Genomic DNA, 12727 nt, shown 5'->3' with positions numbered 1-12727 from the left:
TGAAACGGATCAGACGTTGCGGAGCGTCCAGGCGGCCATTTCGGCAAAGACTCGGTCGGCTGAGCGGTTCATCGCTTCCACCGCCTTGTCCACGGACGAGCTGCCAGCCGGCGTTTCGGCGCGGAAGACCTTGGTGGCAACCGTGCGCCCGTTCCGGTCGTTGACCACGCGGGCGGAGATTTCAACCACGCCGCGGTTGCCGGAGACCTGAAGCTCGAACGCCCGGATCTCGGTCTGCAGCTGATAGTCGATCAAGAGGCCGTCACCGGGCAGGCCGACACCGCGTAGGCGGCCGGTGTTCTGAAGCGTCTCCTGGAGCTTGCTCTGAACCACGTTGGGCAGCGTGTCCGCCCAGGCCGACTTCGGGTAGTAGCTGTAGATGGGCCCATCATCGACGACGGCGATATAGCTGGTATCCAGCGCTTTCAGCGCACGTGGCGGTGCGACAAGCACCTGCACCCGGCTGGACCGACCACGCAGGCTGTCCACATCCGCTGACGTCAGGCTGTAGAACGCTGAAGGAGCCGTGCTCGCGCAGCCACCGGCGAGCGCGCCAAGGCCCATGACGCCCAGCACCCCCCGACGGGTCAGTTTGGCTGTTGCCTTTGTCATGCACCCTTTGCCCTTGTTGCTTTTCCCGTTCATCGGCGCCGTCCGCCGGAATAGGTCGGAACATCCTCGCCGCCGAAGATCACCCGGTTCGGGCTGCGCTCGAAACTCTCCGCCGCGCGCTGGATCGACACCAGCGTCCGGTTGAGCTGCGCCAGTGCCGCCGTGAAGTCGGACGAGCCCTGTGTTGCGAATTTGGAAAGCCCGCCGGCGATTGAATCGGCCCGGCTTTCAAACGCGACCGCCACCTTGCGGATCGCCTCCGCGGCCTGCGTTGCTTCCTTGATCAGCCCTTCGCCGTCGCCGTCGACCATCGTCGACACTTTCTCCACAAGGCTCTCAACCCGTACGGAGGTCGCGTTCAGGGTCGCCGTCATCTGTTTTGCATCGGTGATGATCTGGTCCACATCCGGCGTGCGCTTGGCCAGGTTCGCGGTCATCTCCTGAACATTGTCGGCCGCTTTCTGAGCGCTCTGAAGGATGGCCGGGATGCCGTTGTCCTGGCTGGCGAGCTCCGACGCCGTCGTTTCCACGGACCCGACAATATTGGCGACCTTTTCCGGATCCACCGCCTTCAGCAGGCCATCGGCGGTCTGAAGGGTTTCGGCAAACCGTTCGGCAGCAGCCTGGACGTCGGTGATCAGAGCCGCGATCCGATCGTCCTGATCGCGCACGGTCGCGGAAACGGCCTCGAAATTCTGGATCGTCGACTTGGTCGAAGCGATGATCTCGTTGATCTGGCTTTGCTGGTTGTTGATGTTTTCGATGACGCTGGCAACACCATCCACGGCGCTTTCGACCGTCTCGGGGTCAACACTGGCAAGCACCTCGTCCACGCGCACGAGAGACGCATTTATGCCCGTCGTGAACGAACTGACGGACTGGACCACCTGTTCGATCTGCAGCGGGTCGATGGCGGCGGCAATCTCGACACCGCGCGACATGATGGCATCGACCTTCACGACGACGTCCCGGCCGCCTTCCAGGATCTCCGAGATGGCGCCTTCGCGCTCCTGAACGACAGCGACGATCTTGTCGATGTTCTGCATGGTCGTGGTGGTTGAGGTGATCAGCTTACCGATATCCTCGCTCTTGGTTTCAAGCACCCCGCCCAGCGCGGCGGCGCCTGTCATGACCTTCTCGACATCCTCGGGCTTGACCGCCTGAACGATCTTCTGAACGTTGTCGAGGCCTTCGTTGAGCTTCTTGGTGAACGTGTCCAGTTCCTTGGCTGCGCTTTGCGCATCGGACATCAGGAGATCGATGTCCTTGCTTGCCTTGCCGAGACTGTTGGAAAACGTGGTCAGGTCATCGACGATCGCAGTCACTTTGTCTGACGGTACAGCCGCCAGGAGGCGCTCGCCCTGATCCACGAGCTTCTCCAGCCGCCCGGACAGGCTGGAAAACGCCTCGGACGCCTGGCCGATGCTTGCCATGAAGTCCTTCACGCCGTCCGAATTGGCGGCAAGGGCTGCGGAAAACGTCTCGACATTCTTGATGGTGTCGTTGATCAGCGGCTTGTTCTCGACAAGGACTTCCTCGATCGTCTTCATGGTCGTGTCGGCGCGCTTAAGCACGTCGCGCGCGCCGTCGACAATATCGTCGAAGAAGGATCTTTCGGCGTAGAGAACGGGCACCTTGCCGTCATCCTTGCCGAGAAGCAGGGGCGAGGACGACGTTCCGCCGGACAGATCGACATAGGCAATGCCGGTCAGACCGGTGAAGTTCAGCGTCGCCTTGGTGTCTTCACGGATCGGCGTGGAAGGCTTGATACCGACAGTCGCGACCACCTTTGTGGGATCGTCCGGCGCAAAATCGAGGCTTTTGACGTCGCCGACCTTGATCCCGTTGAACAGCACCTGGCCGCCGACGGGCAGGCCCGTGACCGGCCCCGGATAAATGATCTTGAGTTCGACGTTCTGGCGGGATTCGGCCGTCGCGGCCTTCCAGTACACAAACCCGAACGCAGCCGCCAGGACGGCAACCATGAAGGAACCGATCAGTATGTAGCTCGCGCGGGTTTCCATTCAGTCCAACCTATACTCGGCGCAGCGCCCGTTGACCCCTGAAATATTCCTTAATCCAGGGATCATCATTTTTCATCATATCTTCAAGTGTTCCGATAGCCAGAACCCGTTTATTCCCAAGAACTGCGATGCGATCGCAAATCGAATGCAGGCTGTCGAGATCATGCGTGACCATGTAGACGGTCAATCCGAGAGTTGAACTCAGGTTTTGAATCAGCGTGTCGAATGCCGCCGCACCGATCGGGTCCAATCCGGACGTTGGCTCGTCCAGAAACACCAAATCGGGGTCGAGCGCAAGCGCACGTGCCAGACTGGCCCGTTTGACCATGCCGCCGGACAGTTCCGACGGCAACTTGTCCGCCGCATCCTGGGGCAGCCCGACAAGTTCCAGTTTCAAGGTGGCCAGCTCGTCCATGAGCTGCGGTGACAGCTTGAGATGCTCGCGCATCGGCACCTGAATGTTCTGCTTCACGCTCAGCGAGGAAAACAGGGCGCCCTGCTGGAACAACACACCCCAGCGCCGTTCGATGTTCTTCCGTTCCTTGTCGCTGGCGGTGGAGAGATCGTGGCCGAACACCGAGATCGTTCCGGACCGCTTGGGCGTGAGGCCGAGTATCGTCCGCATCAGGACCGACTTGCCCATGCCCGAGCCGCCGACGAACCCGAGGACTTCGCCCCGCCGGACATCGAGATCGAGGCTCTGCAAGACGATCTTCGACCCGAATCCCACCGTCACATCGCGCACGGACAGGACAAAATCCGCGTCGTCGCCGGTCGATACCGTCTCGCTCCCGTTCTGTGCAGCCTCTGTGATGGTCATACGGTCGATCAAATCCCGATTGCGGCAAAAAACACGGCGAAGAAACCGTCAACGACGATCACGAGGAAAATCGCCTTGACGACCGACAGCGTGGTGTGACGGCCGAGAGATTCCGAAGATCCCCCCACTTTCAGGCCCTCGACACAGGCGATCAGGCCGACGATCAGCGCCATGAAGGGCGCCTTCACCAGACCCACGGCGAGCGTTTCGTTCGTGATCGCCACCTGCAGCTGGGTGAGAAACGCGGCAGGCGGAATATCGAGATAGACCCAGGTGACCAGGCCGGAACCGAACAGGGCCGACATGTCCGCGATGAATGTCAGCACCGGCAAGGCGATCATGAGCGCCAGAATGCGCGGCAGAACAAGAACTTCCGTCACGCTCAGACCGATGACATGAAGGGCATCCACCTCCTCCTGCATTCGCATCGCCCCGAGTTCGGCGGTAAAGGCGGACCCGGACCGTCCGGCCACCATGATGGCCGTCAGGATGACCCCGATCTCGCGCAAAATGAGGATACCCGCAAGGTCGACGACGTAGATATCGACACCGAATTGCTTGAGGTAGAAGCCACCCTGCTGGGAAATGATGGCACCGATCAGAAAACTCATCAGGGCAACGATCGGCACCGCACCGATGCAGCTCCGGTCGAACTGGACGGCGATGGAGATGCTGCGCAGGCGCCGAGGGTTGATCACCACCGTTGTCAGGACGAGCCCGAGCGACCCGAGGATGTGCATCATCGCCAGGCCGTCTTTGTAAGCCTCGACCATCGTGCGACCCGTCGCCTCGAGGAACCCGACGATGGTGAAGCCGCTGCGGTCCGGCTTGTAGCTCGGCGGGTGATGCCGTTCGATCTCGTCGAAGAGCTGCTGACGGACGGGCGTCACACCCGTGAGACCGACCTTCCGCCCCTCGAATTCAAGACGGCCGCGCGTCCGGTGGATGAGCCATGCGCCGCTGGTATCGAGATGCTCGATCTTGGAAACGTCGATACAGGTCAGCCGATCCTTGGCAACGTCGAGCTGCTTCAGCCCGGATTCCGCATCGCCGATCGTGCTCACGGTCCAGTCGCCGGAGAGAGCCAGAAACTGGTGCTCGGGACCGTCGGCCTCCAGTTTCATCTCCGGATCAATCTTTTTTTCCAAGAATGCCATTCTGGATGGCTGCCCTCTTGCCGCTAGTTCGATATCCCCCGTATACCTGATGGAGAACTTTAACGTCCAGCAGCCACTTGAAAGCTTTGTCCATGGAAATCGCTCATCCTTATCTTTTGTTTCTCGGGGATGTCCCTGACGCTCTGGCTGCCAAAACCGCCATTGGCATCGTGGATTGGCGGAAAGACTGGTGTCTCGGCCAGGTCAGGCTGCAAGGTTGCGCCGCCGATACCGGTCTGGAAGACATGTCGATCGCCGAGGGCGCAGCTGCGGGCGCAAAGACAATGATCATCGGCGCGGTGAACGCGGGAGGCCGTCTGCCCGATCACTGGGTGGCTTCCGTGATCGAAGCGCTTGATTCGGGGATGGATGTGGCCTCGGGGCTCCACGTGCGTCTTGGCGACGTACCGGCCATCCGGGAGGCCGCGGAACGCAACGGCCGCCAGCTTCACGACGTGCGCCACAATTCCATGACCTTCGCCACCGGCAAGGGCACGAAAAGGCAGGGCAAGCGCATCCTCGCCGTCGGCACAGACTGCTCGGTCGGCAAGAAATACACGGCGCTCGCCATGGACCGCGCCATGAATGAGCGCGGCTACAACAGCTCGTTTTGCGCAACCGGCCAGACAGGTGTCTTCATCTCCGGCCGGGGCGTTGCCCTGGACGCGGTCGTCGCCGATTTCATCTCAGGTGCCGCGGAGTGGATTTCTCCTGAAACCGAGGCCGATCACTGGCAGATCATCGAAGGCCAGGGCTCGCTGTTCCATCCTTCCTTCGCAGGCGTCACCCTTGGTCTTCTTCACGGGTCGCAGCCGGATGGCTTTATCGTCTGCCACGAGCCGACCAGGACAAAGATGCGCGGCGTTGAAACGCCGCTTCCCACAATCCAGCAGGTCATCGACATGACGATCCAGTGCGGCTCGCTGACAAATCCCGATATCCGCTGTATCGGGATTGCGGTCAATACGGCCGCACTCGACGAAGACGAAGCGCTGGCATTTCTGGCGAAAGTCGGTGAAAAGCACGGCCTTCCAGCCACCGATCCGGTGCGTTTCGGCATGGAAGCGATTGTCGACAAGGTGTCTGCAGAGTTCGGCGCGCCATGAATCAACGTGTCAGCATCGAGGCGGAGAGTTTTGAAATCGCAGGCGGTTTCAAGATCTCGCGCGAAACCCGGACACATGCAAAGGTTGTTGTCGTCACGATTTCGGACGGGCCTGTGTCCGGCCGCGGCGAGTGTGTGCCCTATCCGCGCTATGGCGAATCCCTTGAAACGGTCCAGACGCAGATCGAGGAGGTCACCCCTCTGCTGAAGACCGGTCTCTCCCGGGAGGCCCTCCTGGAAGCAATGCCGGCGGGCGCTGCGCGAAATGCCGTTGACTGCGCCCTGTGGGACCTGGAAGCGAAACGCGCCGGCAAGACGGCATCCGAGCTTGCCGGCCTGAGCGCTCTCCACCCGGTGACGACGGCTTTCACCATCAGCGTGGACACGCCGGATGCGATGGCGCAAAAAACCGCTGCAGCGGCCCATCGCCCGCTCCTGAAAGTGAAGCTGGCCGGCCCAGGTGACGACGAACGCATTCGCGCGGTGCGCAGCGCCGCGCCCGCTGCGAAGCTCATTGTCGATGCCAACGAAGCCTGGGACGAAAGCTGTTTCGACACGAACATGGCAGCTTGCGCCGAGGTGGGTGTCGAACTCATCGAACAGCCCCTGCCCGCAAAATCCGATGACATGTTGCGCGCCTTTCAGTCTCCCATCACCATCTGTGCGGACGAAAGCCTGTCTCCGGGCAAGGGACTGGACGGCCTCAGAGACAAGTACGGTGCGGTCAACATCAAGCTGGACAAGGCTGGCGGCCTGACCGAGGCGCTGCGGTTGCTCGATGCAGCACGCAAGGCGGATTTCAAGGTGATGATCGGCTGCATGCTCGGAACGTCGCTTGCCATGGCGCCTGCCGTGCTGATCGGGCAGACCGCGGATTATGTCGACCTGGACGGCCCCTTGCTGCTCTCTCAGGACCGCACACCCGGGCTGCGGTTCGACGACAGCACGCTGTATCCGCCGGAACCCGCGCTTTGGGGCTAGCCGCCCGGCTTCAAGCGTCCTGAAGACGGATGTTGCGCCGGATCACCGGAGTTGCGAACACCAGGGCAACACATCCGGCGCAAGCCGCCGCAGCCATCAGATAGAACGGCATGTGCGGATTGATCTGGAACAGCGCGCCTGAAACCGCAAGTCCGATCGCAGTCTGAACACCGATCGATGCGGTGAGTAGCCCCTGTCCCGTACCGGACCAGCGCGGCGGCACGACCTTTGCCAGGATCGCGACGGCGCCGAGATGCGCCGCGCCGAAGGTCAGCCCGTGCAGGACTTGCAAGGCGCTCATGAAGATGACGGAGTCCGCAAATGGAAACAGGCCCCAGCGAACAATCGCCGCGATACCGGCAGCAAGCAGAAACACCGGTGGATCGAACCGGAGCGACAGTTTTCCGGCAATGGTGAACAAAGCGATCTCGGCGACGACACCGACAGCCCACAGCAGGCCGATCGTGAAATCGGGCACATCGATCGACCGCAAGTAAAGCGTGCCAAATCCGTAAAAGGCAGCATGCGTTGCCTGAAACAGTCCGAGAAGCGCCAGGACGGGCCAGAACCAGAGTTTTGCAAACGGCGTCGCGGCGCCTTTGCCCTCGTTTGGCTTGTCGCCGGGGTCTTTCTCTTGCCGCGGCAGGGACAGAACCACGAAGCCGGTGGCCACAGATGCGGCAACCGTCAGCGTCACGATAAGCCACGCCGTGCTCTCCGCCGCGAGCGCGCCACCGGCGAGATTGGCAAGAACGAAGCCGACCGACCCCCAAAGACGCATCCGCGCATAATCGGCACCGGTGTTACGCGCTGCATCAAGCGCATAGGCATCGCTCAGCGGCAGGATCGGCGCCTTGATCACCATGTAGCCGATCATCGCCGTACCGGCGAGAATCAGCCCGCCCGGAAGGTAGATCAGGGCAATGAAGCCCGCCCCGATGATCGAATAGATCAGGATGGAGAGCCGCCGCTGGTCCGTCCTGTCGGCTATGTTGGAAAGCAACGGGCTGGCCGCAATCCGGGCAATCGTTCCCGCTCCCAGAATAAAGCCGATCTCCGCGGCGCTGACGCCCCGAAATTCCAGCACCAGCGGGAAAAAGGGAAGAAAAAGTCCGAAGCCGAAGAAGTGGCAGGCAAACAGGGCCGCAACCCTTGCGCTAACACTGTTGGACAAATCTGTCATTTGACCTTTGAAACGGTCCGGAACCGCGACGGAATAAAGGGATGTTAACGAATTTCACCCTACGATCTGGGTGAAGTTGCCTCTGATACGGCAACACACGATCCTTAGGCAAGTTGAGAATCGCGTCCATATGAAAGCGGCAGCAACACAGCAAGAACCGGAGTTGATCGGCGAAGCCGAATATCACACTCTAGAGCAAACCCTGCTGGAATCCGATCGCGGGCGTCGGTTTCTGAAAGAATATCTCAATCGCCACAAAACGCCTGAGACAACGGAAATCCTTGGCGCGATCCAGCGGCTTGAAAAGGTCGTCACACGCGAACGGACTGTTCCGGATCTCGACAAGATCCGTCTCGACATCGCCGAGATGCACGAGGCAATCGAGCGCACCAAGGCTGAAATCGCGAATATCAAGGCCGAGGGGGACGACGACAGCAACCGCTTCGTCGATGCCTCCCACGAGCTCGATGCGATCGTCACACAGACCGAAGGCGCGACCCAGTCGATCCTGGAGGCTGCGGAACAGATTCAGGAACAGGCCTGGGTCCTGCGCGAGAACGGCGCCGACGATGCCGCCTGCGACGAGATCGATGCCAAGGCGACGGAAATCTTCATGGCCTGCTCGTTCCAGGACCTCACCGGTCAGCGGACGAACAAGGTCGTGCAGGTGCTCAGATACCTGGAGAGCCGCATCAATCTCATGATCGGCATCTGGGGCATCGAAGGTGTTGAAGCGGAAGACACGGCCGGGCCCGTCGACACGCGTCCGGATGCGCACCTGCTGAACGGTCCGCAGAGATCCGGGCGCGGCGTCTGCCAGAACAGCGTTGATGAACTGATGTCGGTCAGCGACGATGTCTTCAACGCGGCCCTGGAGGAAACCGGAACGGACGCCGCCTCCGAGGCACCCGCACCTCAGGACGTCCCGGCCACCGCAAGCGAGGCCGACGTTGATGCCATCATGGCCGGCGGGGACGCGCCGATGGATGCGTCCGCGATCGACGACATGTTCGCGGCGGCGCCGGCAGAACCAGCCGAAGATGATGCCGAAGCGGAAGCCGAAGACGGGGAAATCGATCCGGACGCCACGCTCGACGAGGCAGCGATCGAATTGCTGTTCGACACCGAAGTGGATTCCGTGGCCGACGAAGTCGAGGTTGAAGCGGAAGCGGAAGCCGAGGCTAACGTCGAGATTGACGCTGAAGCTGACGCCGAAGATGTGGCAGACCTCATGGCCGAGGCCGAAATCGAAGATGAGGCTGAACTCGAGGCCGAAGCCGATGTTGCCTGGGAACTGGAAGACGAAGCTGCATCGGATGAGGAAATCACCGACGATCCGCTTCAGCAGCTCTCCGAAGCAGAACGCCAGGCGCTCTTCAACTGAGCACCCAGTTTTTCGAACCCTGATTGAAGACGCGGCCCTGAGCCGCGTTTTTTGTTTTTACTGCGCGATTGTCCAGCGGAGCGGCAACGTCTTGTTTCACCATGGGCGGAGACGATCCGTCCGCTGCGGTCCTCACCCTCGGGTACGGGCTCATAATTGAAGTCAATTTGGTTTGGATCGTTTTGACCAACTGCGAGGAGCGGAAGCGCAGGAAATGTGGTTCATTTTCAAGCCTTTCGCGACGCAGCAGATGGCCAAAACGGCCAAATCCGAAGGACGGCAAAATGGCTTTACCTCGCAGCGTCACCGCGCTTGACCGGGCAAAGGCCCGCTCTGCGCACGCTTCCTCTCGAGATTTTGCCATTTCTGCCGCCAAATCGGCTTCAATTATGGGTCCGTACCCTAGCGCGACAAGGCCCGCGCCAGCATGTCCGGATCTATGTTCCCGCCTGTCAGCACCAGACCGACCGTTTTCCCCTGCAGCGGGAGTTTTCCCTTGAGGACAGCTGCAAGCGCCGCGGCACCGCCCGGTTCGACCACCAGCTTCAGTTCCCTGAAGGCGAAGGCGACGGCGTCGAGCACCTCCTCGTCCGTTACGGTCAGTCCTTCCGCGGCGAGCTGGCGCAGGATTGAAAAGCCGATTTCGCCCGGGGTTTCGGAAAGGAGCGCATCGCAGATGGAGCCGGACTTGCGCGTGTTCGAAAGCAGCGCTCCTGCTTCGAGCGAGCGCTTGTAGTCGTTGAACTCAGCCGGTTCCACCGTGTGAAAACGCGTGTCCGGTGATGTGTGTGCAAGGGCAAGCGCAATGCCGCTGGAAAGACCCCCGCCGCCCGTACAGGCCAGAACGTCGTCCAGACCGTGACCCATGTCCCCGGCCTGCGCCGCCATTTCCAGACCGACGGTCCCCTGCCCCGCGATCACCGCCGGGTCATTGAAGGGATGAACGAATGTCGCGCCGGTTTCCGCGCACAGCGCGGCAGCGATCTGGTCCCGGTCCTCCGTCTCGCGGTCATAGGTGACGACCTTCGCACCGAAGGCACGCGTGCGCTCGAGCTTGATCCGGGGCGCGTCGGCCGGCATCACGATCGTGGCATCGACTCCCAGAATACCCGCACTGGCGGCGACGCCCTGGGCGTGATTTCCCGAGGAACACGCAACCACGCCTTTCGAACGTTGCTCTTCCGGTATCAGGGTCAGGCAATTGAACGCCCCGCGGAACTTGAAGGATCCGCTACGCTGCAGGCTTTCCGGCTTCACGAGCACGGTCGCACCGGTGCGTTCATCGAGCGCGGGGTGGCGCAGCAGCGGCGTCTTTACCGCGAACCCGGCAATGCGGCGCGCGGCAGCCTCCACATCATCGAAAGTGACCGCCTTGCCGGAATAATCCCGCAGCACGTCACGACCGGTTGGAACAACAGCATCCGTCATCGGTGTCACCTTTGAACACGTGGAGTTGTCCGATGACTTATCAGGTATTGGGTGTAACTCAATATGCAGATAGCGTCTTTGGCAACGGATGCTCCGGGTCCCGCCCGCGCAGCGCCGTCTGCAGCGTCTACTCGGCGGCTTTTGCGCGGTCCGCCAGAGTGTTGTGAATGTCATGCGCGGCAATGCAATTGTCCAGAAACTGCTGCGCGCTGGCGGCCCATGTGTAATTCAGGGCAATGTTCCGGCAATGGTCCCGCGGGATGTCCAGGGCGGCTTCAGCCGCCTCCTGAAGATTTTCCGAAAGCACGCCCGCTCCCGTATCGCCGATGACGTCGAGCGGCCCCATCACGGGATAGGCGGCCACCGGAACGCCGCAGGCGAGCGCCTCCAGCAGAACGTTTCCGAACGTGTCGGTGAGCGACGGGAAAACAAACACGTCGCCTGCCGAATAGTGACGGGCGAGGTCCTCGCCGAGCTTGGCACCGGTAAAGTGGGTGTCCGGATAATCGCGCCGGAGCGCCTCCAGTTGCGGACCTCCCCCCACAACCACTTTCGATCCAGGAAGCGTCAAGTCGAGAAAGGCCTTGATGTTCTTCTCGACCGCGACCCGCCCGACATACATGAAGACAGGCCGTGGCAGATCGTCCGGCAGAACGGAGCCCTCATACGGCTTGAACAGGTCCTCGTCGACACCGCGCGACCAGCGCATCAGGTTTTTGAAGCCGCGGGTGCGCAGATCGTTCTCCAGGGACCGGGTCGCCACCATGCATCCCGAACCTGAATTGTGGAACCGGCGCAGCCAGCTGTAGGACCAGGACAGGGGCACCGGAAGGCGCGCGGAGACATATTCGGGAAAACGGGTGTGGTAACTCGTCGTGAAGGGCTCGCCCGCTTTCCTGGCAACGCTTGCGGCCAGTATGCCGAGTGGGCCTTCTGTCGCGATATGAAGGTGTTCGCAGTCAAAGTCCCGGATCATCCGGCGGACAATCCCCCTGTGCGTGAGGGAGAGGCGGATTTCGGGATAGGTAGGACAGGGCAATGTCTTGAAGGCCTGGGGCGTCAGGAATTCGACCCTGACACCTGTCGCGACGAGCGCTTCGGCTGTCCGCTCCAGCGATCTGACCACACCGTTGATTTGGGGATGCCAGGCATCCGTCACGATCAAGATGGAACTCATGCGGCGACCGGAGCTTCCTTGGATTTCGCCGGTGCCGGTCCCTCCTGGGTTTGATCCACCCATCGGATTACCTCAAACGTTCCATCGTGATGTTCCGCAACAGCCGTACAGCTCTCGACCCAGTCGCCGGTGTTGATGTAGTGAATGCCGTTCATGTCGCGGTCAGCGGCGTGATGGATGTGACCACAGATCACGCCGTCGACCCCCTGCCGGCGGGCCTCGTCGGACAGCGTTTCCTCGAAACGGCCAATGAAGCTGACGGCATTCTTGACCTTGAGCTTCGCCCACGCGGACAGGGACCAGTAGGTCAGTCCCAGGCTCCTGCGAATGAAATTGACCCAGGTGTTGACACTCAAGGCAGTGACATAGGCCTTGTCGCCGAAAAACGCGAGCCACTTGGCATGGCGGATGACAACGTCGAACTGATCGCCATGAATGACCAGATAGCGTTTGCCGTTGGCGGCTTCGTGCACAATGCTGTCGCTGACTTCCACACCGCCGAAATGCGTTCCGAGGAAGTTGCGCAAGAACTCGTCGTGATTGCCCGGTATGTAGTGAATGCGGGCACCCTTGCGGCCCTTTCTCAGGACTTTCTGCACAACGTCATTGTGCAGCTGAGGCCAGTACCAGGACCGTTTCAGCCGCCATCCGTCGACGATGTCGCCAACCAGGTAGATGGTTTCGGCGTCGTGGTCCTTTAGAAAATCCAGCAGGAGTTCGGCCTGGCAACCACGGGTGCCGAGGTGCACATCCGAAATGAACAGGGACCGGTAGTGTCGCGATGCCTCTGCGGTAGACATGGCATTTCTCCATATTCCATTAGCAGCGCTATAGACGCGATTCAGGTTGCATTATT

At 61.0% G+C, this 12727-nt stretch carries 12 protein-coding genes; 3 read left to right on the top strand and 9 right to left on the bottom strand.

The window, feature by feature from the left end; translation table 11 throughout:
- Nucleotides 1–9: 9 nt before the first annotated feature.
- From ACO08A_RS21150 to ACO08A_RS21135, 4 genes are read right to left on the bottom strand one after another with little or no spacing between them, the layout of a single operon-like run.
- Nucleotides 10–612 (bottom strand): ABC-type transport auxiliary lipoprotein family protein, encoded by a 603-nt coding sequence (locus ACO08A_RS21150; RefSeq protein ID WP_422037893.1) that lies wholly within the window; start codon nt 610–612, stop codon nt 10–12.
- A gap of 29 nt (nt 613–641) precedes the next feature.
- On the bottom strand, nt 642–2636 hold the full coding sequence (locus ACO08A_RS21145; RefSeq protein WP_422037892.1) for an MlaD family protein: 1995 nt from the start codon (nt 2634–2636) through the stop codon (nt 642–644).
- 10 nt (nt 2637–2646) lie between these two features.
- Nucleotides 2647–3456 carry an ABC transporter ATP-binding protein gene (locus ACO08A_RS21140; protein WP_421983839.1) on the bottom strand — a complete coding sequence of 270 codons (810 nt, stop codon included), beginning with the start codon at nt 3454–3456 and terminating at the stop codon, nt 2647–2649.
- Nucleotides 3457–3464: 8 nt separating this feature from the next.
- Nucleotides 3465–4613 carry an ABC transporter permease gene (locus tag ACO08A_RS21135; RefSeq protein ID WP_422037891.1) on the bottom strand — a complete coding sequence of 383 codons (1149 nt, stop codon included), beginning with the start codon at nt 4611–4613 and terminating at the stop codon, nt 3465–3467.
- 92 nt (nt 4614–4705) lie between these two features.
- Between ACO08A_RS21135 and dgcN the strand changes: the two genes are divergently transcribed.
- Nucleotides 4706–5719, top strand: coding sequence for an N-acetyltransferase DgcN (gene dgcN / locus ACO08A_RS21130; RefSeq protein ID WP_422037890.1), 1014 nt, complete (start codon nt 4706–4708; stop codon nt 5717–5719).
- Nucleotides 5716–6699, top strand: coding sequence for an N-acetyl-D-Glu racemase DgcA (gene dgcA / locus ACO08A_RS21125; RefSeq protein WP_422037889.1), 984 nt, complete (start codon nt 5716–5718; stop codon nt 6697–6699). Before dgcN ends, dgcA begins: the two co-directional genes overlap by 4 nt.
- Before the next feature lie 10 nt (nt 6700–6709).
- Here dgcA and ACO08A_RS21120 read toward each other — a convergent pair whose 3' ends face one another.
- Nucleotides 6710–7882, bottom strand: a complete 1173-nt coding sequence (locus tag ACO08A_RS21120; RefSeq protein WP_422037888.1) for an MFS transporter — start codon at nt 7880–7882, stop codon at nt 6710–6712.
- A gap of 130 nt (nt 7883–8012) precedes the next feature.
- On the opposite strand from ACO08A_RS21120, the gene ACO08A_RS21115 reads away from it, so the two are divergent.
- Nucleotides 8013–9266: a protein phosphatase CheZ gene (locus ACO08A_RS21115; protein WP_422037887.1), complete on the top strand. Its 1254-nt coding sequence runs from the start codon at nt 8013–8015 to the stop codon at nt 9264–9266.
- On the opposite strand, the gene ACO08A_RS21110 is transcribed toward ACO08A_RS21115, so the two are convergent.
- The 4 genes from ACO08A_RS21110 to ACO08A_RS21095 all read right to left on the bottom strand — a co-directional run bounded on the left by ACO08A_RS21110 (nt 9259) and on the right by ACO08A_RS21095 (nt 12671).
- Nucleotides 9259–9642, bottom strand: a complete 384-nt coding sequence (locus ACO08A_RS21110) for a hypothetical protein (RefSeq protein ID WP_422037886.1) — start codon at nt 9640–9642, stop codon at nt 9259–9261. The two genes, ACO08A_RS21115 and ACO08A_RS21110, sit on opposite strands and share 8 nt — an antisense overlap.
- 26 nt (nt 9643–9668) lie before the next feature.
- A complete protein-coding gene (locus ACO08A_RS21105) occupies nt 9669–10694 on the bottom strand; it encodes a threonine ammonia-lyase (protein WP_422037885.1) in 1026 nt (341 codons plus the stop codon).
- A gap of 127 nt (nt 10695–10821) precedes the next feature.
- Nucleotides 10822–11871, bottom strand: coding sequence for a glycosyltransferase family 4 protein (locus ACO08A_RS21100; RefSeq protein WP_422037884.1), 1050 nt, complete (start codon nt 11869–11871; stop codon nt 10822–10824).
- On the bottom strand, nt 11868–12671 hold the full coding sequence (locus ACO08A_RS21095; RefSeq protein ID WP_422037883.1) for a UDP-2,3-diacylglucosamine diphosphatase: 804 nt from the start codon (nt 12669–12671) through the stop codon (nt 11868–11870). The genes ACO08A_RS21100 and ACO08A_RS21095 overlap by 4 nt, the downstream gene beginning before the upstream one ends.
- Nucleotides 12672–12727: the final 56 nt, after the last annotated feature.

The sequence above is a fragment of the Roseibium sp. genome (genome assembly GCF_965232425.1).
Taxonomy (GTDB): domain Bacteria; phylum Pseudomonadota; class Alphaproteobacteria; order Rhizobiales; family Stappiaceae; genus Roseibium.
This window is presented reverse-complemented; position numbering and strand designations above follow the sequence as displayed.